This is a genomic window from Acidovorax sp. Root275 (assembly GCF_001428965.1).
In the GTDB taxonomy this organism is placed as follows: Bacteria; Pseudomonadota; Gammaproteobacteria; order Burkholderiales; family Burkholderiaceae_C; genus Acidovorax; species Acidovorax radicis.
This window is the reverse complement of record NZ_LMJH01000001.1, coordinates 17,226-39,901: the sequence shown is the minus strand read 5'-3', so window position 1 is coordinate 39,901 and position 22,676 is coordinate 17,226. Positions and strand designations below refer to the sequence as shown.

At 66.0% G+C, this 22,676-nt stretch carries 18 protein-coding genes; 14 read left to right on the top strand and 4 right to left on the bottom strand.

Annotation, left to right across the window (positions count from 1 at the left end; all coding sequences use genetic code 11):
* The first annotated feature begins 95 nt into the window (after positions 1 to 95).
* The 8 genes from nirB to ASE52_RS00140 all read left to right on the top strand — a co-directional run bounded on the left by nirB (position 96) and on the right by ASE52_RS00140 (position 11,336).
* Entirely contained in the window at positions 96 to 2,540 is a 2,445-nt protein-coding gene (gene nirB, locus ASE52_RS00175; RefSeq protein WP_057222913.1) for a nitrite reductase large subunit NirB, read from the top strand.
* 38 nt (positions 2,541 to 2,578) lie between these two features.
* A complete protein-coding gene (locus ASE52_RS00170; protein ID WP_057222911.1) occupies positions 2,579 to 3,382 on the top strand; it encodes a type IV pili methyl-accepting chemotaxis transducer N-terminal domain-containing protein in 804 nt (267 codons plus the stop codon).
* Positions 3,383 to 3,474: 92 nt separating this feature from the next.
* The gene (nirD, locus tag ASE52_RS00165) at positions 3,475 to 3,873 is read left to right on the top strand and encodes a nitrite reductase small subunit NirD (protein WP_010459998.1); all 399 of its coding nucleotides are present in this window, start codon (positions 3,475 to 3,477) and stop codon (positions 3,871 to 3,873) included.
* Positions 3,874 to 3,992: 119 nt separating this feature from the next.
* Positions 3,993 to 6,830 carry a nitrate reductase gene (locus tag ASE52_RS00160; RefSeq protein WP_057222908.1) on the top strand — a complete coding sequence of 946 codons (2,838 nt, stop codon included), beginning with the start codon at positions 3,993 to 3,995 and terminating at the stop codon, positions 6,828 to 6,830.
* Positions 6,831 to 6,997: 167 nt separating this feature from the next.
* Positions 6,998 to 7,921, top strand: coding sequence for a DNA-binding protein YbiB (gene ybiB, locus ASE52_RS00155; RefSeq protein WP_057222906.1), 924 nt, complete (start codon positions 6,998 to 7,000; stop codon positions 7,919 to 7,921).
* Positions 7,918 to 8,751, top strand: coding sequence for a uroporphyrinogen-III C-methyltransferase (gene cobA / locus ASE52_RS00150; RefSeq protein WP_010459992.1), 834 nt, complete (start codon positions 7,918 to 7,920; stop codon positions 8,749 to 8,751). The genes ybiB and cobA overlap by 4 nt, the downstream gene beginning before the upstream one ends.
* Positions 8,752 to 9,024: 273 nt before the next feature.
* Entirely contained in the window at positions 9,025 to 9,738 is a 714-nt protein-coding gene (locus ASE52_RS00145) for a type IV pili methyl-accepting chemotaxis transducer N-terminal domain-containing protein (RefSeq protein WP_010459990.1), read from the top strand.
* Between the two features lie 158 nt (positions 9,739 to 9,896).
* Positions 9,897 to 11,336, top strand: coding sequence for a glycoside hydrolase family 5 protein (locus ASE52_RS00140; RefSeq protein WP_057222905.1), 1,440 nt, complete (start codon positions 9,897 to 9,899; stop codon positions 11,334 to 11,336).
* Positions 11,337 to 11,405: 69 nt separating this feature from the next.
* Here ASE52_RS00140 and ASE52_RS00135 read toward each other — a convergent pair whose 3' ends face one another.
* Positions 11,406 to 11,894: an acyl-CoA thioesterase gene (locus ASE52_RS00135; protein WP_010459986.1), complete on the bottom strand. Its 489-nt coding sequence runs from the start codon at positions 11,892 to 11,894 to the stop codon at positions 11,406 to 11,408.
* Between the two features lie 123 nt (positions 11,895 to 12,017).
* Between ASE52_RS00135 and ASE52_RS00130 the strand changes: the two genes are divergently transcribed.
* The gene (locus tag ASE52_RS00130) at positions 12,018 to 13,151 is read left to right on the top strand and encodes a sterol desaturase family protein (RefSeq protein WP_010459984.1); all 1,134 of its coding nucleotides are present in this window, start codon (positions 12,018 to 12,020) and stop codon (positions 13,149 to 13,151) included.
* A gap of 19 nt (positions 13,152 to 13,170) precedes the next feature.
* Here the strand turns inward: ASE52_RS00130 and ASE52_RS00125 are convergent, their stop codons facing one another.
* Positions 13,171 to 13,656, bottom strand: a complete 486-nt coding sequence (locus tag ASE52_RS00125; protein WP_010459982.1) for a DUF4124 domain-containing protein — start codon at positions 13,654 to 13,656, stop codon at positions 13,171 to 13,173.
* Positions 13,657 to 13,948: 292 nt separating this feature from the next.
* Between ASE52_RS00125 and ASE52_RS00120 the strand changes: the two genes are divergently transcribed.
* From ASE52_RS00120 to ASE52_RS00110, 3 genes are all read left to right on the top strand, one after another.
* Complete coding sequence (locus ASE52_RS00120; RefSeq protein ID WP_010459980.1) at positions 13,949 to 15,124, top strand: ABC transporter substrate-binding protein; 1,176 nt, start codon at positions 13,949 to 13,951, stop codon at positions 15,122 to 15,124.
* A gap of 67 nt (positions 15,125 to 15,191) precedes the next feature.
* The gene (locus ASE52_RS00115) at positions 15,192 to 16,445 is read left to right on the top strand and encodes an NAD(P)/FAD-dependent oxidoreductase (RefSeq protein WP_057222903.1); all 1,254 of its coding nucleotides are present in this window, start codon (positions 15,192 to 15,194) and stop codon (positions 16,443 to 16,445) included.
* Positions 16,446 to 16,534: 89 nt separating this feature from the next.
* Positions 16,535 to 16,849, top strand: coding sequence for a hypothetical protein (locus ASE52_RS00110; RefSeq protein WP_057222901.1), 315 nt, complete (start codon positions 16,535 to 16,537; stop codon positions 16,847 to 16,849).
* Positions 16,850 to 16,877: 28 nt separating this feature from the next.
* Here ASE52_RS00110 and ASE52_RS00105 read toward each other — a convergent pair whose 3' ends face one another.
* The gene (locus tag ASE52_RS00105; RefSeq protein ID WP_057222900.1) at positions 16,878 to 20,150 is read right to left on the bottom strand and encodes an EAL domain-containing protein; all 3,273 of its coding nucleotides are present in this window, start codon (positions 20,148 to 20,150) and stop codon (positions 16,878 to 16,880) included.
* A 427-nt stretch (positions 20,151 to 20,577) separates the two neighbouring features.
* Between ASE52_RS00105 and rpsU the strand changes: the two genes are divergently transcribed.
* Together rpsU and ASE52_RS00095 are read left to right on the top strand one after the other, a co-directional pair.
* Entirely contained in the window at positions 20,578 to 20,790 is a 213-nt protein-coding gene (rpsU, locus tag ASE52_RS00100) for a 30S ribosomal protein S21 (protein ID WP_005799779.1), read from the top strand.
* A gap of 211 nt (positions 20,791 to 21,001) precedes the next feature.
* Positions 21,002 to 21,448, top strand: coding sequence for a GatB/YqeY domain-containing protein (locus ASE52_RS00095; protein WP_010459956.1), 447 nt, complete (start codon positions 21,002 to 21,004; stop codon positions 21,446 to 21,448).
* A 123-nt stretch (positions 21,449 to 21,571) separates the two neighbouring features.
* On the opposite strand, the gene ASE52_RS00090 is transcribed toward ASE52_RS00095, so the two are convergent.
* On the bottom strand, positions 21,572 to 22,519 hold the full coding sequence (locus ASE52_RS00090) for a LysR substrate-binding domain-containing protein (RefSeq protein ID WP_050812457.1): 948 nt from the start codon (positions 22,517 to 22,519) through the stop codon (positions 21,572 to 21,574).
* Positions 22,520 to 22,676 lie beyond the last annotated feature (157 nt).

The following is a 22,676-nucleotide window of genomic DNA, read 5'->3' as shown; positions in this document are numbered from 1 at the left end:
CGCACATGCGGTTTCGAATGAAAGTCGAAGCAGCATCGTGTGGACGCCTTTTTTGTTTTTCGGATCGCCCAGGCGATAGAACCGACGGAGTCACGATGAAAAAGCTCAAGCTGGTGATGGTAGGAAACGGCATGGCCGGTGTGCGCACGCTGGAAGAGCTGCTCAAGATTGCCCCCGATCTGTACGACATCACGGTGTTCGGTGCCGAGCCGCACCCCAACTACAACCGCATCCTGCTCTCGCCCGTGCTGGCCGGCGAGCAGACCATCGACGAGATCATTCTGAACGATTGGTCCTGGTATGCCGACAACCACATCACGCTGCACACCGGCTTCACGGTGACCGACGTGGACCGCGTGCGCCGCGTGGTCAGCGCCACCAGTGCCGCAGGCGACGTGATCACCGCCGAATACGACCGCCTGATCATGGCCACCGGCTCCAACCCCTTCATCCTGCCCGTGCCGGGCAAGGACTTGAAGGGTGTGCTGGCCTACCGCGACATTGCCGACACCCAGGCCATGATCGACGCCGCAGCCACCTACAAACACGCCGTGGTCATTGGCGGCGGCCTCTTGGGCCTGGAGGCTGCCAACGGCCTCATGAAACGCGGCATGCAGGTCACCGTGGTGCACGTGGCGCCGTGGCTCATGGAACGCCAGCTGGACGACGTGGCGGGCAAGATGCTGCAGGATTCGCTGCAGCAGCGCGGCATGCAATTCTTGATCGGCGCGCAGACGCAGGAACTCGTGGGCAACGCCGACGGGCGCGTGGCGGGCATCAAGTTCAAGGATGGCACCGAGGTGCCCGCCGACCTCGTGGTGATGGCCGTGGGCATCCGCCCCAACACCGCGCTGGCTGAAAAGATGCGCCTGCACGTGAACCGCGGCATTGTGGTGAGCGACACGCTGCAGACCACCACCGACGCACGCATCTACGCCGTGGGCGAATGCGCCGCGCACCGGGGCATCGCCTATGGCCTGGTGGCCCCGCTGTTCGAGCAAGGCAAGGTGCTGGCCAACCACCTGGCCGAGTTCGGCATCGGCCGCTACCAGGGCTCGCTGACCTCCACCAAGCTCAAGGTCACCGGCATCGACTTGTTCTCGGCCGGCGACTTCCAGGGCGGTGAAGGCACCGAGGAAATCGTGATGAGCGACCCCTTTGGCGGCGTGTACAAGAAGCTCGTCATCAAGGACGACAAGCTGGTGGGCGCCTGCCTGTATGGCGACACGGTGGACGGCAGCTGGTACTTCAAGCTGCTGCGCGACGGTCGCAGCGTGACCGACCTGCGCGACAAGCTCATGTTCGGCGAATCGCACCTGGGCGACACCGGCCACCAGGGCCAGAGCAAGGCCGCCGCCATGCAAGACAGCGACGAGGTCTGCGGCTGCAACGGCGTGACCAAGGGCTCCATCTGCAAGGCCATCAAGGAAAAAGGCCTGTTCACGCTGGATGAAGTGCGCAAGCACACCAAGGCCAGCGCATCGTGCGGCTCGTGCACCGGGCTGGTGGAGCAGATCATCATGTTCACAGCGGGCGGCGACTACAGCGCCACGCCCAAGACCAAGGCCATGTGCGGCTGTACCGACCACGGCCACCAGGCCGTGCGCGACGCGATCCGCAGCAGCAAGCTGGTGACCATCGCCGACGTGTTCAAGTTCATGGAATGGAAGACACCCAACGGCTGCGCCAGCTGCCGCCCTGCGGTCAACTACTACCTCATCAGCACCTGGCCCAAGGAGGCCAAGGACGACCCGCAAAGCCGCTTCATCAACGAACGCAGCCACGCCAACATCCAGAAAGACGGCACCTACAGCGTCATCCCGCGCATGTGGGGCGGGGAGACCACGGCCGACGAACTGCGCCGCATTGCCGATGCGGTGGACAAATACAAGATCCCCACCGTCAAGGTCACGGGCGGCCAGCGCATCGATTTGCTGGGCGTGAAAAAGGAAGACCTGGTCAATGTGTGGAAGGACATCGGCATGCCCAGCGGCCACGCCTACGCCAAGGCCCTGCGCACCGTGAAGACCTGCGTGGGCAGCGAGTGGTGCCGCATGGGCACCCAGGACAGCACGCAAATGGGCAAGGACCTGGAGCGCGCCATGTGGCGCATGTACGCGCCGCACAAGGTGAAGTTCGCGGTGTCGGGCTGCCCGCGCAACTGCGCCGAGGCCGGCATCAAGGACGTGGGCATCATCGGCGTGGACAGCGGCTGGGAGATGTACGTGGCCGGCAACGGCGGCATCAAGACCGAGGTGGCGCACTTCTTTACCAAGCTCAAGACGTCGGAAGAAGTGCTGGAGTACACCGGCGCATTCTGCGAGCTGTATCGCCAGGAAGGCTGGTACCTGGAGCGCACCGTGCACTACGTGGACCGCGTGGGCCTGGACTACGTGAAAAAGCGCATCCTCGACGACCACGAAGGCCGCAAGGCCCTGTGGGAGCAGCTGCAGTTTGCACTGGATGGCGAGCCCGACCCCTGGTTCGACTTCGACAAGGCTGCAGTGGACACGCGCCAGTTTGCCCCTTTGGGCGCCTGATGGGCACCTGATCGCCCGAGCTCCTAAAGAACCCCACCATGGACCGCAGAACCCTCCTGACCGCCGCCAGCTGCACCGCCGCGTGCAGCGCCCTGGCCCCGCTGGGCAACGCCCACGCCCAGATCACCGACCTCAACGACGCCATCAACAAGGCCGGGCGCCAGCGCATGCTGAGCCAGCGTGTGGGCAAGGCCTGGCTGGCCCTGTCCCACAAAGCCGACACGCCCACGGCGCGCCAGGTGCTGGACCAGTCCATGGCACTGTTCGAGCGCCAGCTGGCAGAGCTCAAGGCCTTTGCGCCTTCGCCCGCCATCCGCGAGACCTATCTGAAGCTGGAGACCGCGTGGGCCGCCCACAAGGTCACGCTGGCGGCCGAAACCTCGTCCACCGACAACGCCAGTGCCATGCTGCAGGCCGATGCCAAGGTGCTGGCCCTGGCCCATCAGGGCACCACGCAGTACGAAGCTGCCCTGGGCAAGCCCGTGGGCCAGTTGGTCAATGTTGCGGGCCGCCAGCGCATGCTGAGCCAGCGCATGGCCAAGTTCTACCTGGCCGCCATGCTGCCCGTGGACGCGGCCACCGCCACCACCGAGATCGCCAAGGCCCGCGGCGAATTCATCGCAGCCACCGAGCTGCTGCGCAACGCCCCCCAGGCCACCAACCGCATCCGCCAGGAACTGCAGCTGGCCGACGGGCAGTGGGTGTTTTTTGACGCCGCGCTGCAGCGCATGCAGGGTGGTGGCAACGTGAACCGCCAGGTGGCCGAGGTGTTCGTGGCCAGCGAGAACCTGCTCTCCAGCATGGACCGCGTGACTGGCATGTACGCGGCGCTGGCGGCCTGAGAAGCTGCCACAAGCCCCAACAAATAACGAGCCGCCCCACGAAAACCCTGGCAGGCTCCCCCACAACATCCAAAGACACCGAAGGAACCGCGATGACCACGACCCACACCCCGCAATGGAAGCTGATCTGCCGCGTGGAGGACATCCCCGAGCTGGGCTCGCGCCGCGTGGCGCGCCCCCAGGGCCTGGATGTGGCCGTGTTCCGCAACGACGCCGGGGGCGTGTTCGCGCTGCTGGACCGCTGCCCGCACAAGGGCGGCCCGCTGTCGCAGGGCATCGTGTTTGGCACCCACGTGGCCTGCCCGCTGCACAACTGGACCATCGGCCTGTGCGACGGGCAGGCGTCTGCGCCCGACGAAGGCTGCACGCCCAAGTTCGCCGTGAAGGTGGAAGATGGCGCGGTGTACCTGGATGCCCTGGAGCTGGATTCGCATGCGCTCGATCTGGCTCGGCCCCTGGCAGGGCCGGTGCGGCGCGGCCTGGCGGCCTGAACACCCGCCCCCTCTGTCCGCAGGTCCAAAGGCCCATCGACCACCAACGCTATCAAATAAATAGCTTCCAGCGCTTTATCAACAAGCGCTGGAGCCCAAAAATATCTGGAATCCACGCCATGCAAGAAACCAAATCCACCTGCCCCTACTGTGGCGTAGGCTGCGGCGTGATCATCGAAAGCGACGGCCCCCAGATCACTGGCGTGCGGGGCGACCCAAACCACCCCGCCAACTTTGGCCGCCTGTGCACCAAGGGCTCGACCCTGCACCTCACGGCCAGCAGCCCCATTACGCTGCAGACCCGGCTGCTGCAGCCGCAGCAACGTCTGCAACGCAGCGATGCTCCACGCGCCATCTCATGGGACGCGGCCCTGGGCCTGGCCACCGAGAAGTTTGCCCACACCATCCAGCAGCACGGCCCCGACGCCGTGGGCTTTTACGTGAGCGGCCAGTTGCTGACCGAGGACTACTACGTCTTCAACAAGCTCGCCAAGGGCCTGATCGGCACCAACAACATCGACACCAACTCGCGCCTGTGCATGAGCAGCGCCGTGGCGGGCTACAAGCAGACGCTGGGCGCCGACGCGCCACCCGCCTGCTACGACGACGTAAAACACGCGCAGTGCCTGTTCATCGTGGGCAGCAACGCAGCCTGGGCGCACCCCATCTTGTTTCGCCGCATCGAAGACGCACGCGCCGCCAACCCCGGCATGAAGGTCATCGTGGCCGACCCGCGTCGCACCGACACGGCCGGCATGGCTGACCTGTTCCTGCCTATCCAGCCGGGCAGCGACGTGATGCTGTTCAACGGCATGCTGCACATCATGCTGTGGGAAGGCTGGATCGACGCCGCCTACATCGGCGCACACACCACGGGCTTCGACGAACTCAAGGCCCTGGTGCGCGAAGCCACGCCCGAGCGCGTCGCCCAGGTGTGTGGCATTTCAGTGGCCGACCTGACCACCGCCGCCCAGTGGTTCGCCACCTCGAAAGCAACCCTGAGCCTGTACTGCCAGGGCCTCAACCAGAGCAGCAGCGGCACGGCCAAGAACGCCGCCCTCATCAACCTGCACCTGGCCACCGCGCAGATCGGCAAGCCCGGCGCAGGCCCGTTCAGCCTGACGGGCCAACCCAACGCCATGGGCGGCCGCGAAGTGGGGGGTCTGGCCAATTTGCTGACCGCCCACCGCGACCTGGCCAACCCGCAGCACCGCGCCGAAGTGGCCGCGCTGTGGGGCGTGGCCGATGTGCCCAGCAAGCCCGGCAAGACGGCGGTGGAGATGTTCCAGGCCGCCGCCGATGGTGAGATCAAAGCCCTGTGGATCGCCTGCACCAACCCCGCGCAGAGCATGCCCGACCAGGCCACCGTGCGCCGCGCACTGCAGCGCGCCGAGTTCGTGGTGGTGCAGGAGGCCTTTGCCACCGCCGCCACCTGCGCCTATGCCGACCTGCTGCTGCCCGCCACCACCTGGGGTGAAAAAACCGGCACCGTGACCAACAGCGAGCGCCGCATCTCGCGCGTGCGCTCTGCCGTGCCCACCCCCGGCGAAACACGCCACGACTGGGCCATTGCGGTGCAGTTTGCGCACCAGCTGGAGGCACGCCTGCGCCCCGGCCAGCCCACGCTGTTCCCCTACACCACCGACCATGCCGACCAGGGCGCCGAAACCGTGTGGAACGAACACCGCGAAAGCACCCGCGGCCGCGACCTGGACATCACCGGCCTGTCGTGGGAGATGCTCGAATCCCAAGGCCCGCAGCAGTGGCCGCTGCCCGAGGGCGCCACCACCGGCAAGGCCCGCCTGTACGAAGACGGCATCTTCCCCACCGCCGATGGCCGCGCACGTTTTGCAGCACACGCCTGGTTGCCTACGGCCGAACAACGCGAATCGCGCTACCCCTTCAGCCTGACCACGGGTCGCCTGCGCGACCAGTGGCACGGCATGACGCGCACCGGCACCCTGGGCCGCCTGTTTGGCCATGTGGCCGAGCCCAGCGTGCAGCTGCACCCGCAGGACATGGAGCGGCGCGGCCTGAAGAACGGCGACCTGGTCTATGTGACGAGCAAGCGCGGCACCATCGTGGTGCCCGCGCAGGCCGACACCACCGTGGGCCTGTCGCAGGCCTTCATGGCCATGCACTGGGGCAGCGAGTTCCTGAGCGGCTGCTCGTCCACCGGCGAGCGCTTGGCAGGCGTGAACGCGCTCACCACCTCGGCCTATTGCCCCACGTCCAAGCAGCCCGAGCTCAAGCACGCGGCGGTGAAGGTGCTCAAGGCCGAGCTGCCCTGGACACTGCTGGCCATGGCCTGGCTGCCCGCCGACAGCGCCCAGGCCACGCGCGAGGCGCTGTCCGCGCTGATGGCGCAGTTCCCGTTTGCTAGCTGTGTGCCCTTCAGCAACAACACACCGCTGGGCGAACCCGGCCGTGAGCGCGTGGGTGTGCTGCTGCGCGCCGCTGCGCACGAGGCACCGCCCGACGCCACTGTGGAGCGCATTGAATCCCTGATGGGCCTGGCTGGCGCCGACACGCTGCGCTATGCCGACAAAAAACGCGGCCAGCGCCGCGCCGCGCGGCTGGCACGCCACGGGGACAGCACCACGCTCGAAGGCATCGTGCTCGCGGGCGACACCAGCGCCGAAGGCTGGCTCAAGACCCTGCTGCAAGAAGAATTGCCTGCCCAAACCTACGGCCGCCTTCTGCTGGTGCCCGGCGCCAAGGCACCCGTGGCCGTGCAGTCGCGCGGCAAATCGGTGTGCACCTGCTTCAACGTGACGGACACCGCCATCACCGCCGAACTGGCGCGCTGCCACGGCACCGACGACGACCGCCTGGCCCAGCTGCAGGGCAAGCTGCGCTGCGGCACCAACTGCGGCTCGTGCCTGCCCGAACTCAAGCGCATGGTGCGCGCTACGGGGCCGCTGGCGTCCAAGCCCTTGGCACAGGCCGCCATATAACGAAAAGTTCTCTAGGTTGCAGGAAAATAGCGAACATATCCCCCAAGACACCAGGATGGGTGCAACAGGGCTCCAGCTAGGCATCTCGGCGCAGACAGTGCTTGCGTACGGCAAGCCGAGATAACGACGCTGGAGCCCTGTTTCACCGATCCCGCCAAAAAAAGACCATGGGCATTAGCCAGTACATCAAAGAGATCGGCCGTGGCGCACGCGGCGCCAAGCCACTGACGCGCGAGCAGGCCACGGATCTGTTCGGCCAGGTTCTGGATGGTCAGGTGAGCGACCTGGAGATTGGCGCCTTTTGCCTGGCCATGCGCATCAAGGGCGAGACGTCGGAGGAGATGTGCGGCTTTCTCGATGCCACGCACCAGCGCCTGGCCCTGCTGCCCGCCACCGACCGCCCGCTCATCGTGCTGCCCAGCTACAACGGTGCGCGCAAGCTGCCGGTGCTGACACCGCTGCTGGCCCTGCTGCTGGCACGTGAGGGCCTGCCCGTGCTGCTGCATGGCATGCGCACCGAGGCGCGCCGCATTTTGGCATCGGATGTGCTGCTCGCGCTGGATATACCTGCGCTAGAAGCTCCTGAAAAGATAGCAAATGGCACGGTGCACCACATCCACACCCAACACCTGCACGCGGGCCTGGCGCGCCTGCTGTCGGTGCGCGAGGTGGTAGGCCTGCGCAACCCGGGGCACAGCGTGGTCAAGCTGATGAGCCCGTGCGCAGGGCCCTCGGTCGTGGTCACGGCCTACACGCACCCCGAATACTTCGAGATGCTGCAAACCACGTTCGGCACGCTGGGCATGACAGCACTGCTCTCGCGTGGCCTGGAAGGCGAGGTCGCCACCGACCCCCGCCGCACGCCCCGCTACGACGGTTTTGTGCGCGGCGTGCACCAGGTGCTGGAATCCCAGCAGCCTGGCACGGCCAGCGAAGTGCCCGGCCTGCCTGCAGAGATCGACGTGGCCACCACGGCGGCCTACACGCGCCGCGTGATGGCCGGCGAGTTGCCGATCCCGCCGGCCATCAAACGGCAGGTGGAACATATCTTGCGACTTGCCGATCAAACAGTTTCGGAGACATCCCCATGAGCCGCCCCACGCCCACCACCACCCTGCCCCCCTCCACACCCCACCTGGGCACCGGCGGCAGCTGCACGCTGGTCGGCGCAGGCCCGGGCGACCCGGAGCTGCTGACTATCAAGGCGCTCAAGGCCATCCAGGCGGCCACCGTGCTGCTGGTGGATGACCTGGTGAGCGATGCCATCGTGGCACACGCATCCCCCACGGCCCGCATCATCTACGTGGGCAAGCGTGGCGGCTGCAAGAGCACCCCCCAGGCCTTCATTGAAAAACTGATGCTGATGGCGGTGAACGAAGGCGAGAACGTGGTGCGTCTCAAGGGTGGCGATCCGTTCATCTTTGGCCGTGGTGGTGAAGAAGTGGAGCACCTGCGCGCCGCCGGTGTGCCCGTCACTGTGGTCAACGGCATCACGGCGGGCCTGGCGGGCCTGACCTCGCTGGGCGCACCGCTCACCCACCGTGAGCATGCCCACGGCGTGGTGTTTGTCACCGGCCACGCCAAGCCCGGCGACGCGGGCACCGACTGGCGCCAGCTGGCCGCCACGGCCCGCGACGCCAAGCTCACGCTGGTGATCTACATGGGTGTGAGTGGCGCTGCCACCATCGAGCAGGAACTGCTCACCGGCCTGCCCGCCAGCACACCCGTGGCCATCATCCAGCACGCCAGCCTGCCACACCAGCGGCATGCGGTCACCACCCTGGGTGCGCTGCACGCCACCATTACGCGCGACGGGCTGGCCAGCCCGTCGGTGATCGTGGTGGGCGATGTGGTGCGCGGCGTGGCCCTGGCATCGCAGGATGCCGCCGCTGACGCCCCGCTGGCGCGGCGCGCCGTGTAGAACCCCGCAAGGCAGGGTCTCCCGACGTACCGGCAACTCTGGTGCACGGTGTGCGCGCCATGCCGGTGCACCCTGACCCGCTTCCCACGCTTGTTGCCCGGAGCAGGCCTTGCTTGCCCCTTTGCGACGAGGCACCTGGACTGCCCCGCCGAGCGCCGCCACAGAGACGCGCGGCAAGCACAGAAAACTCCCTTTTTTGCAACGCGCATCCAGCACATTGGCCCGGGTATTGCTTGAAACATGTATCTGAATGCAATGCGCGAAAGGACCCCCATGGCAGCCTATTCCCTTTCCCCACGCACCGGCACCACTCCAGCGCCCTTCACCCCCTCCGTGGCCCCGTCATCGGCACCCCGCGACAACGAGATGTCGCTGGTCAACCTCGCAGCGCGCCAGCGCATGCTGTCCCAACGGATGGTCCTGCAGACCGTGCTGGCAGCGGGCGGCAGCGACCTGCATCTGAAAGCAGCACGCAGCACGCTGGCACTGTTCACCACCAGCCAGGCCACGTTGGTAGATACGCCGCGCCACCTTGATACCGCCGATGCCGACCGCATCCGCAAGGTGTACCAAGGCCCCAGCGGCGTGGGCGCCACCATCGACGCCTTTGCACAACAGGTAGGCACCGCGCTGGACTTCACGGAACGCCGCAGCCCACGCGTCGAGGAAGTGCTGGACCGGCTCGTACAAACCACCGACAGTGTGCTGGAGGCGCTCAATACCGCCACCACGGTGTTCGACCAGGTGGGCAAGGCGAAGTCCGAAACCCTCATGAAGGAGCTGGCAGGCATTGTGGCGTCGATCCAGACGGTGGCCCGCGAGGCCAAGGTGGTCAGCTTCAATGCCCAGGTCATGGCGGCCCGCGCAGGCCAGCACGGACGGGAATTCGCCGTGGTGGCGAACGTACTTTCCGGCATCACCAACGAAATCGACGGACTTTCGCTGCAGGCGGTCTCGCTGGCCGGACGCAGCCGTGGCGCAGCCTGAAATGGGTGCAACAGGCACTTACAATTGACAGCCATTGGAAACGGTGGCGGATGGGCAGAGCGCCCACACTCCGCCCACGGACAGGCGGTAGCCCGGCTGCAGCGGACCCGCCCCTTTTTCACGCCAGACACACAACACTTTCGGGAGACGCGTAAGCCATGAAGATCACCACCCTGTGCAAGAGCCTGGCGTTGGCCGGTTGCCTGCTGGCAAGCACCAGCATGGCCTGGAGCTACGAAATCAATGCAGGCAAGGTGCTGGACGGTGCAGGCAAGGCCATCCAGCTGCGCGGCGTGAACTGGTTTGGCTTTGAGACCAACAACCACGTGGTGCATGGCCTGTGGGCACGCAACTGGACCGACATGATCACGCAGATGCAGGCCCAGGGCTTCAATGCCGTGCGCCTGCCGTTTTGCCCCGCCACCCTGCACGGCTCGGCCCCGCCCGACAGCATCGACTACAGCCGCAATGCCGATCTGCAGGGCCTGTCAGCCATCCAGGTGATGGACAAGGTCGTCAGCGAGCTGAGCAACCGTGGCATGTATGTGCTGCTGGACCACCACACCCCCGATTGCCAGACCATCAGTGAACTCTGGTACACCCCCGGCTACAGCGAGCAGCAGTGGATCAGCGACCTGACCTTTGTGGCGCAGCGCTACGCAAGCGTGCCCGGCGTGATCGGCCTGGACATCAAGAACGAACCCCACGGCGCGGCCACCTGGGGCACCGGCAACAACGCCACAGACTGGAACCGCGCGGCCGAGCGCGCCGCAGCGGCCGTGCTGCAAGTGGCGCCTCAATGGCTGATCGCCGTGGAAGGCATCGGCGAGAACCCCAGCTGCTCGGGCGGCAACGCGCACTTCTGGGGTGGCAACCTGGAACCCCTGGCCTGCACGCCCCTGAACATTCCGGCCAACCGCCTGCTGCTGGCGCCGCACACCTATGGACCCGATGTCTATGTGCAGCCCTACTTCAACGCCTCCAACTTCCCGAGCAACATGCCGGCCATCTGGGACCAGCATTTCGGCCAGTTCGTGCAGGCGGGCTATGCCGTGATGCTGGGCGAGTTCGGCGGCAAGTTTGGCCGTGGCGATGCGCGCGACGTGTTGTGGCAGAACGCGCTGGTGGACTACATGGTCGGCAAGGGCATGCGCAGCGGCTTCTACTGGTCGTGGAACCCCAACAGTGGCGACACCGGCGGCATTCTGGATGACGACTGGACCACCGTGCGCACCGACAAGGTCCAGCTGCTGCAGCGGCTCTGGGGCGATGGCACGACGCCCACCACCCCGACAACACCAACCACTCCCACGACCCCAACCACGCCCACCACGCCAACGCCTGCCGGCGGTTTCTCGGTGCAGGAGATGATGGACAGCGTCTGGAACTCAGGCTATTGCCAGCGGGTTCGGGTCACCAACCAGGGCAATGCCGCGGGCAACTGGGCCATCACCATCCCCGTGAGCGGCACCGTCAACAACCTGTGGAATGCCACCTGGTCGCAGGCGGGCAGCAACCTGAACGCGTCCGGTGTGGACTGGAACAAGACCCTCGCCCCCGGGGCTGCGGCCGAATTCGGTTTCTGCGCCGCGCGCTAAGCAACTTTTCCCCCAATTGAACAAGGGCTCCTGCCATGCAGGGGCCCTTTTTTGTTCCGGGTTCCCGGCCTACCCGCCAGCGGTCTCGCGCACCTGCCTGAAACGCTCCGCCAGCTCCTTGCGCAAGGACTTGCGCAGCAGTGCCGCATCCCAGCGGCGGCGTTCGTCGGGCGTGGAAGGCGACAGCGGCGGCACCTGCACCGGCTTGCGCGCCTCGTCCACGGCCACCATCGTGAAGAAGCAGCTGTTCACATGCCGCACCACCTGCGAGCGGATGTCTTCGGCCACCACCTTGATGCCGACCTCCATCGACGAGGAACCGGTGTAGTTCACGCTGGCCAGGAAGGTCACCAGCTCCCCCACATGGATGGGCTGCAGGAACATCACCTGGTCTACGCTCAGTGTCACCACATAGCAGGCCGAATAGCGGCTTGCGCACGAATAGGCCACCTGGTCCAGCAGCTTGAGAATGGCCCCGCCGTGCACATTGCCGGAGAAATTGGCCATGTCGGGAGACATCAGCACCGTCATGCTGAGTTGGTGTGAAGGGATGTTCATGCCACGATTTTAGGGCTCCACCGTGTTGCAGGCACAACGCCGCAGGCCGCTACACTCGCGCCACACAAGCCAGATCACGGCCCATCAAAAAGCCAAGCAGGCCGGGAGGCCAGAGGGGAAAGCATGCTCGAAATCGACAAACTCAATGAATTCACCGAAAGCCATGGCGCGCTGCGGCGCGGGCGGGGCCTCGTGTCCGGCGTGATTGCGCTCACGCTGGCCATCCTGTGTTTTCTGGGCGTGCTGGCCTTCCACTTCCCCGAATACCTGACCACGCCACAACTGCGCAAGAGCTACGACGTAACGGTGATCCGCTACATCATGCTGACCGCCATGGCCATCGCAGGGGGCATCTCCCTCGTCAACATCCTCTTCAACCGATCGCGCTGGCTGGCCACGTTTGCCTTTGCCATGGTGGCGCTGGCGGCGTTCCTGGGCGGCCACAAAGTCGAAGTGGACCCGAACTTCCCCGACAACACCCCGTACATCGGCCTGGACTGGTTCATCCTCGACCTGCTGGGCAGCTCGCTGATCTTCATCTTCATCGAGAAGCTGTTCGCGCTGCGCAAGGACCAGCCCATCTTCCGCGCCGAGTGGCAGACGGACTTCCACCATTTCATCGTGAACCACATGGTGGTGGGCTTCGTGCTGCTGGCCACCAACCTCATCGTGCACCGGTTTTTTGGCTGGGCGGCCAACGACGGTATTCGCGGCTGGGTGCAGGGCCTGAACTTCTGGGTGGCGCTGTTCCTCATCGTGCTGGTGGCCGACCTGGTGCAGTACTGGACCCACCGTGCCTACCACGAGGTACCTGTGTTGTGGCGCCTGCACGCCGTGCACCACAGCGTCAAAAGCATGGACTGGATGGCGGGATCGCGCCAGCACATCCTGGAGCTGATCATCACGCGCACGCTGGTGCTGGCCCCCATCTACGTGCTGGGGTTTTCCAAGGAAGTGATCGACGCCTACATCGTCATCGTCGGCTTCCAGGCCGTGTTCAACCACGCCAACGTGAGCGTGCGCCTGGGCCCGCTGCGCTACGTGCTGGTCACGCCCAACTTCCACCACTGGCACCACAGCCAGGACCAGGAGGCGCTGGACAAGAACTACGCCGCGCACTTTGCCTTCCTTGACTACCTCTTTGGCACCGCCGTGAAAAGCACCAAGCTCTGGCCCGAACACTATGGTGTGCTGGGCGACTATGTGCCCAACGGGTTTGTGAAGCAGTTCAAGTTTCCGTTCACCTGGAAGGGCTGAGGTAGGCCCGCCCGAAGCATTACAGCTTGCCGAGTTCGGCTTCGAGCGACTTCAGCTGGTTGCGCAGCTCGTTGGTTCGCGCCTCACACGCGGCTTTGTCCTTGTCGGCCCCGGCCGCACGCTCCTGCGCGAACTGGGAACCTGACGCCAGGGTGCTGCGCCGCAGCGGGCCCGCATGGGCCACTGCGGTATCCGGTGCCATTGCAGCGCATTCCTGCTGGTTGCGCTCGACGGCCGCGCGCGCCTGGGGCACGCCCTGGTTCTGCAGATAGTGCTTGCGCTGCCAGGTTGCGCCGAAGGCGCCTTCCTTTGCGGTGGAGGGGCCGGGCTGAACGGGGCTGGCGCCCTGCATGGCAGGCCGTACCTCGATCTTCTCGCCCTGGCCCGCGCAGGGCTCGTCCTGGAACGACACCTTGCCATTGGCGTCCGTACATTTGTTGATGGCCCACGCCGGAGCCAGAAAGCCCAGCGCCAGGGCGCAGGCGGCACAGTGGATCGGTTTCATGGAGCAGTCCTTGGCGGGTGGATGCCACATGCTAACGCGCCGCGCGCAACCTGCCCGCCGCCTCCGCGATCACACCGGGCCCTGGCCCACGAAGCACGGCGTGCGGAGCGGCTGCGTGCCCCATGGCTTTGGACAGCCGTCCAGGTTTCCGCTCCTGCGCAAGGGATAGGGATAGGCGCCTGTCCCTAACTTGACGCAGCCCCGGTAAAAACCCGGTGGGTGCGCAGCCACCGCCCTCCTACCATCGCCGCACCTTGTGACCACGGTGGCCGACACCAGGAGGAGCTGTTTGATGAAGACCCACGTTGCCCTGTCCGCTAGCCAGCGGCTTTCCCTGGCACGCCGCCGCAGTCTCGTGCTGGCGCTGGCAGGCGGTGCGGCCCTCGCCAGCCTGTCCGCCAGAGCACAACCCACTCCAGGCAAGGGCGACATTCTCATTGGCCGGTCTACCGCGTTGTCGGGTGGCATGGCCCCTTTTCTCGCGCCCATCCATGAAGGACAGGACGCCGCGGTGGAAGACGCCAACGCCAAGGGCGGCATCGGCGGGCGCAAGGTCCGGCTGGTGTCGCTGGACGATGGGTTCGATCCACGCCGCACGCTGGAGAACGCCAAGCAGCTGAGCGAAAAAGAGGGTGTGCTGGCCCTGTTTGGCGTGTCCGGCACGTCTCAGGTGATGGCGCTGCTGCCCTACCTGGCGCAAGCCAGGCTGCCGCTGATCTCGGTGTACACCGGCAGCCCGGCCATCCGGGCACAGCAGCACCCCTATCTGTTCACCACCCGGGCCAGCTACGCCGATGAGCTGGTGAAAATTGTGCGCAACCTGGTGGCCGTGCAAAGTGCACGCATCGCCGTGGCCTACGAGAACAATGACTTTGGCAAGCTGCTTTTGCCACTGGTCGAAAAGACCCTTGCCGCCGAGGGCGCGACGCTGGCCGGCTCGCATGCCCTCGCCCCGACCGGGGAAGACGCCAACGAAGCCGCCAAGGCCCTGGCCGCCCAGAAACCACAAGCCGTGCTGCTGGTGGCGGCGGGCCCGCCCGTGGTGGCCTATGTACGCGCCAACCGTGCGAACCTGGGCGTGCCGGTCTACACCCTGTCCCTGGGCGCGGGCACGGCGGTGCTCAAGGCGCTGGGCGACGATGCGCGCGGCCTGGCCGTAGCGCGCACCGGCCCATCGCCGAGCAAGCCCACGATTGCACTCACGCGCGAATTCCAGGCATCCATGAAGCGCCACGACAAGCCCGTGGACTACGACCGCTATACCGGCTACATGGATGCGCGCGTGCTCATTGAAGGCCTGCGCGCGGCAGGGCCCGGCGTCACCCGGGCCAGCCTGGTCCAGGCCATGGAAGGCCTGGGCAACCTCGACCTGGGCGGCTACAGCTACCAGTTCAGCGCACAGAACCACCACGGCTCGAATTTTGTGGACATTGCGGTGGTGGGCTCCGGCGGGGTGTACCGGCAATGACGCGTGATCGCCCCAATGAACGCTGCGGCGACAATGGCGGCCCCGCCACCGCTGCCTGTTCATCACTGTGTCCCACACCCCCTCTGTTTTTGACGCCGTCATCATCGGCGCCGGTGCCGCCGGCCTGTTCTGCGCCGCCCAGGCGGGCCAGCGGGGCCTGAAGGTATTGCTGATCGACCATGCCGAGAAGGTGGCCGAGAAGATCCGCATCTCGGGCGGCGGGCGCTGCAACTTCACCAACCGCGACCTGGACCCTGCCGCGCCCCACAAACACTTCGTGGGGCAGAACCCGCAGTTCTGCCGCTCGGCGCTGTCGCGCTATACGCCCGCCGACTTCGTTGCGCTGGTACAAAAACACGGCATTGCGTTCCACGAAAAACACAAGGGCCAGCTGTTTGCCGACCGCTCGGCCGAGGACATCATCGCCATGCTGCTGGCCGAGTGCGCGGCGGGCCAGGTGACGCACTGGCAGCCTTGTGCGGTCAAAAATATAGTGTTTTCAGCCCCTGGCGCTTATCCATCAAGCGCTTACAGCTATCAAATTGATACTGACCGAGGCCCGGTGCGGGCGCGCTCGCTGGTCGTCGCCACGGGCGGGTTGTCCATTCCCAAGATCGGTGCGACCGACTTTGGCTACCGCCTGGCGCAGCAGTTCAACATCCCGCTCATCGAGCGCCGCCCCGGCCTCGTGCCGATGACCTTTGATGGCGCTCTCTGGGCGCCGTATGCGCAGTTGGCCGGGCTGGCATTGCCGGTGCAGATCAGCACCGGCTCCAAGAAGAACCGCATGGTCTTCGACGAGGATCTGCTGTTCACCCACCGCGGCCTCTCGGGCCCCGCAGTGCTGCAGATCTCCAGCTACTGGCAGGAGGGCACGCCGCTGGCCATCAACCTCGCGCCCACGGTGGATCTGCCGGCTGCGCTGGCGCAGGGCAAAGCCCGCTCGCGCAAGCTGATTGCCAACGAGCTGGCCACCCTGGTCCCGAGCCGCCTGGCCGATGCCTGGGCCCAGCGCGAGCCCGACTGGCAGCGCCCCATCAACGAGGCCAGCGACAAGGCCCTGGCGCGGCTGGCCGAACAGCTGGCGCGCTGGGAGCTGACGCCCACCGGCACCGAGGGCTACAAGAAGGCCGAGGTCACGCTGGGCGGTGTGGACACGCGGGTGCTGTCGCAGCAGACCATGGAGTGCAAGACGCAGCCAGGCCTGTATTTCATTGGCGAAGTGGTCGATGTGACGGGCTGGCTGGGGGGCTACAACTTTCAGTGGGCCTGGGCCAGCGCCGCGGCGTGCGCGCAGGCACTGCCGCCAGCGGACCACTGACGCACTCCGTTCGCAATCGGGAGGGGCATCGCACCTAAACTCCCGGCAACAACACATCGCTTTACCGGTGACACGGCGGGAGCCACGGCATGGATGGATTCGAACGCGCAGAAAAGTACCAAGCGGCCGCAACGGCCGTGGGCGCACTGATTGCCCTCGTCCCTGCAGCAAGCATTGGCGGAAACATCTTCATCGCGATCCTCGCGGCCCTGGGCGTGGGCTCACTGGCCGGGGGCGCGGTGATGGTGTGGTGGCTGCGCACTGATGAGGGCGATGCCTACCTGCGGGCAGACTCGCGCATCTCCGGCCGCTCGACCTCACGCACCTCGCTATGGCTGGGCAATATGGCCCCGGGCGCCATCCTGGTCGGACTGGCCGTCGCGCTGCACATCCGGCTTGCCTGACGGGTGCGGCCGGACACCGAGCACTGGATCACCCCCACAGCGGTGCAGGCTGTGTGCTGCCAAAACCCAGCCCCCGCACCGATGCGGCCTGAAGCACGCCATGCTCCAGGGCCCAGGCGTGCAGCGCCTCGGGCGGCAGCGGGCGGCTGAAGTGGTAGCCCTGCAGTTCCTCGCAATCCAGCGCGCTCAGCACCTGCGCCGTGGCCAGGTCTTCCACGCCCTCGGCCACGATCTTGAGGCCCAGCGTGTGGCCCAGGGCGATGATGGCGCGCGTGATCGCCATGTCGGCGGGATTGCTCAGCATGTCGTGGACGAAGGACTTGTCCACCTTGAGCCGGTCGATGTCAAAACGCTTGAGGTAGGCCAGGCTCGAATACCCGGTGCCAAAGTCGTCGATGGACAGCTGCACACCCAGCGACTTGAGCGCGGCCAGTTGCTGCTCGGCCGCGTGGGCGTTGTCCATCAGCTGCGATTCGGTGATTTCCAGCTCCAGCCGGTGGGCCGGCATGCCGGTGCGCGCCAGCAGCGCCTCGATGTCCGTCACCAGCACCGGGTCGGCCAGCTGCGCGGCCGAGAGGTTGACCGAGATGGAGACATTCGCCAGCGGATGGGCCAGCGCACGTGCTGGATGGCCCGCCAGCGGCGCCTGCCAGCGCGCCCATTGCTCACAGGCCTGCTGCAGCACCCAGCCGCCGATCGCGCGGATCATGCCGGTCTCCTCGGCAATGGGGATGAATTCGCTGGGCGGTACGTTGCCCAGGGTGGGGCTGCTCCAGCGCAGCAGGGCCTCCACGCCCAGCAGGCTGCCGCCCTTGGCGGCCAGGCGCGGCTGGTAGTGCAGGCTCAGTTCCTGGCGCTCCAGTGCGCGGCGCAGCTGCTGCTCCAGGGTCTGGCGCGCCAGCGCGCGCTGGTCGGTCTCGGCCGAATAGAACAGCGCCATGTCGCGGCCCGTGGTCTTGGCCTCGTACATGGCTGCGTCGGCGCGGCGCATGAGCTCGTCGATGTCGCTGCCGTCCTCGGGGTAGACGGCGATGCCGACGCTGCACGACACGTTCAGCTCGTGCCCTTCCACCGGGTGGCTCTGGCGGATGAGCGGGATCAGCCGCCGCTCCACCAGCTGCTGCACGTCCTCGCGCCCTGCCACATCGCGCATGACCACCACGAACTCGTCGCCGCCCAGGCGGCTGACGGTGTCGCGGCTGCGCACGGCCTGCGTGAGGCGCCCGGCCACCGAGCGCAGCAGGCCGTCGCCGATGTGGTGGCCCAGCGTGTCGTTGATGGCCTTGAAGCGGTCCAGGTCGATAAACAGAACGGCCACCTTTTCACCGGTGATCGGCGCCTGCGCCAGCGCCATTTGCAGGCGCTGCACACACAGCGAGCGGTTGGGCAGCTCGGTCAGCACGTCATGGTGCGCCAGGAACTGGATGCGCTCTTCGCTGCGCTTGCGGTCGGTGATGTCGATGGCGATGCCGATGTGGTTGGCCACCGCGCCACCCTTGGTCTCGCGCACCGCAGACACCATGAGCCAGGCCGGGTAGGTCTCGCCCGAGCGGCGGCGAAAACGCACCTCGCCCTGCCAGGACTCCTTGTCGAGCATGGTGCGGCTGATCTGCGCCGACAGCGGCTCGCCGCCCGCCTCTTCCAGCAAGAAGCCCAGGTCCTCGCCGATGACCTCGTAGAAGTCGTAGTGCGTGCTGCGGCAGAACGCCTTGTTCACGCTGATGATCTGCTGCTCGGCGTTCATGATGATGATGCCCTCGGACGAGGCCTCGAACACCTTGGCCCACAGCTCCAGCCGCTGCTCCATCACCTTGAGCACGTTGATCGGCGTGAACGCCGTGAGCACCGCGTCGCGCCCCTGGAACTGCAGCCGCCGCGCCGACAGCACGGCCCACGAAGGCTCGGTGCTGCCCTTCCAGCGCACCTCGAATTCATCCACCGAGCCCTGGTCCGCCAGGCGCTGGAAGAACCGCGCCCGCACGCCGGGCTCCAGCCCCACGGCCCAGGGGTCGGTCTTGCGGCCGCCCAGCCAGTGGCCGGCCGGCGCGTTCGAATGCAGCACTTCGTGCTCGGGCACCGAGGTGACGACCATCGGGATCGGGAACGCCTCCACCAGCTCGCGCTGCGCCTCGGCGGCGCGGGCGCTGGCGGCCAGCTCCTGCTGCAGCAGGCGGTCGCGGTCGAGCTGGGACAGCATCTCGTTGAAGGCCGTGACAAGGCGGCCGATCTCGTCGCGGCTCGACCAGTGCGCGCGCAGGGTGTGGTCGCCGCTTTGGCGCACCTGGTCGGCCACCCGCGCCAGCTGCTGCAGCGGCTTGGCGATCTGCCGGGCCACCAACGTCACCAGGCTCAGGATGCAGCCCAGCAGCACCAGCGCGGTGCCCAGGTGCAGCCACATGCGGGCATAAAGCCCGTCCACGCGGCGGTTCAGCAGCCGCTCCAGGTCGGTGATGCCCACGCCCCAGGCATCGCGCAGGGCGCCCAGCACCTGCGCCTGCTGCGCGCCCACCTGGGCCAGCGTCAGGCGCGACTCCCCGGCTGCCACACCCTGCAGCAAGGCCTGAAACCCCTCCAGCGAAGCCTTCAGCGCTTCGCGCTGCCCCCCCAGGGCAGCCCGCATCTCGGGCGAGCCCGCGATGAACGCCTGGTTGTAGTCCGACTCGATACCCTGCATCACCGCGTCCAGCCGCCCCACGAGCGTGAGCAAATCAAAGGACCACTGCGGCCCGCGCCCGGTCTGCGCCGCGTTCAAAAACACCACCGTGTCGTGCACCGCCTGGAGCAACTCCGGAAAACGCAGCACCACCAGCGACATGCCGTAGTAGCTGTCCAGGTCCGGGTCCAGGATCAGGTTGGACTGGTTGCCCACCGTGGTGAGCAACTCACGGCCCTCGCGCAGCAGCTGGCTGCGCATGCCGGTCAGAACCTGCGCATCCGTTGCAGACGGCGGCTGGGAGGCCAGCTGCTCCAACACGGTGCTGAAGCGTTCGCCCACTTCCTGCGTGCGCAACTGCTCGTCATGGGCCTTGCGCACCCCCGTCAGCCGTGCAATCACTTCGGCCGCCAGCGGCGGCTGCTGGGACGCATCCAGAAACTGCCCCATGAGCCCGTCGCGCAGCACCGCCGCATACGTGGTGCCGACGATTTCCTTGCGCGTGAAATCGATGGCCACGTACTTTTCGTGGATCAGGATGCTGGACACATAGATCACCGCCGACAGGTCCAGCAGATAGATGAGCATGAGCTTGCGGCCCACACTGAGGCGGCCCAGCCAACCCGATACGCGGTGCATGAATGCCATGGTGTCTGCGGCGAAGGCCTGCCCGGGCGGATGACCTGGGCAGCCCACCGACGGTGGAAAATGATTGTTACAACGTGAAGCAATTTCCACGCCATTTACGACCCTCCCAGCCACGCATGCAGGGATGCGCAGTCGTTGAGGCTGCCGCCACCCGGTAAGACTGGCGAGCCCCTGGCCAGTGTCACCGTGGAACTGGCTTTGCCAGGCCACCGGCGTCCTCCTCCTCCCGCGCAGCGAGAGAAGGGGAAGCTGCGAAGCTGCACCGGGGTGCTTCCCATTCACGCCACAAAGGCTATAATCTCCGGCTTTGCTGGCAATGCCCCGTCGGCCAAATACTAGTTACAGACGGGGAAACCGCTTTGTACGGACTTGAGGCCCGATCTCCCCAAGCCCCTCTGCGAGCAACATTTTGGAAAACCATTAGCTAATGACTACGATCCGCGTAAAAGAAAACGAACCCTTTGACGTTGCACTGCGCCGCTTCAAGCGCACCATTGAAAAGCTCGGCCTGCTGACCGACCTGCGCGCCCGTGAGTTCTACGAAAAGCCCACCGCCGAGCGCAAGCGCAAGAAGGCAGCCGCCGTGAAGCGCCACTACAAGCGCGTTCGCAGCATGCAACTGCCCAAGAAGATGTACTGATCTTCGGCCCCAAGCCTTGTTCGCTTGGGTCCCAAAACCCGCGCTAGGGACGCCAAGCGCGGGTTTTTGTTTTTTCGGGTCTGCCAAAAGGCTTTCTGGCTAGGCGTCAACGCCGCAGGCAGTAGTGTTGCTACGACAAGGCGTTGCAACGACGCCAGAAAGCCTTTTGGCAGACCCTTTGTCTCAGCCTGACCATAAAAAGGAAGCCCTCATGAGCCTCAAGGACCAGATCACCGAAGACATGAAGACCGCCATGCGCGCCAAGGACAGCGAGCGCCTGGGTACCATCCGCCTGCTGCTGGCTGCACTTAAGCAAAAAGAAGTGGATGAGCGCGTGGTCCTGGACGATGTGGCCGTGGTCGCCATCGTGGACAAGCTGATCAAGCAGCGCAAGGACTCCATCGCGGCCTTCGAGCAGGCAGCGCGCCAGGACCTGGCCGACAAGGAGAAGTCGGAACTCGTGGTGCTGCAGGCCTACCTGCCCGAGCGCATGTCCGCCGAAGAAACCCTGGCTGCCGTGAAAGCCATCGTGGCCGAACTGGGCGCCGCTGGCCCTGGCGACATGGGCAAGGTCATGGGCGTGGTCAAGACCCGCCTGGCGGGCAAGGCCGACATGGGCCAGGTGTCGGCAGCGGTGAAGGCCGCGCTGGCAGGCTGATCCACCGACGGCCAGAACCTCGATAACACCACACGGTGGGCCGCACGGCGGCCTGCGTGGCGGTCAATATCATTTTGATAGCTGCTTGCGCTTACCAGATAAGCGCTGGCGGCTATTTTTACTTCAAACCGCACCGTTTTCACTGGCGCCGTCACTTCCCGCCGCCGGAGCCATCCCCCCAGCGCTAAAGTGCTCCTGCAGAAACTCCACGCAGACGCGCACCTTCGCCGACCGCTCCAGCCGTGTGGGGTACACGGCCCACACATTGGCCTCCTGCTGCCACTGCGGCAGCACCTGCACCAGGCGCCCGGCCTGCAGGTGCGCACCCACATCCCACAGCGAGCGCAGCACCACGCCACGCCCATCCACCGCCCACTGCACGGCCATCTCGCCGTTGTTGGCCGACAGCGGGCCACGCACTTTCACCGACTCTTCCTGCGCGCCGCTGCGCAGGCGCCACACGCCAAACGGGTGGTCGCGCTCCTTGATCACCAGGCAGTCGTGTGCGGCCAGATCGGCCACCACACGGGGCATGCCTTTGCGCGCCAGGTAGGCGGGCGCCGCGCACAACACACGGTGGTTGTCGGCCAGGCGGCGTGCGATCAGGTGTGGGGCAATCTCGTCGCCCACACGCACGTCCAGGTCAAACCCTTCGCCCGCCACGTCCACCAGCCGGTCGAACACTTCGAGCCGGACCTGTAGGCCCGGATGCCGCTCCACCAGGCGCGACACCGCAGGCGCCACGATCTGCCGCCCAAAACCAAAGCTGCTGCTCACGCGCAGCAGCCCGCGCGGCTCACTGCGCGTGACGGCCACCTCCTGCAGCAGCTGCTCCATGTCGTCGAGGATGCGCTGTGCCCAATGGAAGACACGCTCACCCTCCTCCGTCACCGCCACCCGCCGCGTGGTGCGGTGCAGCAGCTTGACCTGCAGATCCTGCTCCAGCAGGCGGATGCGCTTGCTCACATAGGCGGGGGATGTGCCCAGCTCGGTGGCGGCACCCCCAAAGCTGGACTTGCGCACCACCGCCGTAAAAACGCGCAGGTCCTCAGCGGCGGGATGTTTATGCACAATTCGTGAAGAATGAAGCCACAGTTGCAAGATTGTAGTTTTCGCTGGCGTTTGAAACAATCACACCATTGAGGCCGAAAATCCTTTTCAGCCCACCCCTCCCGGAAGGACCTACCCAGTGACCCAGCAGCAGAAAAAGTACCAGATTGCCCTGATC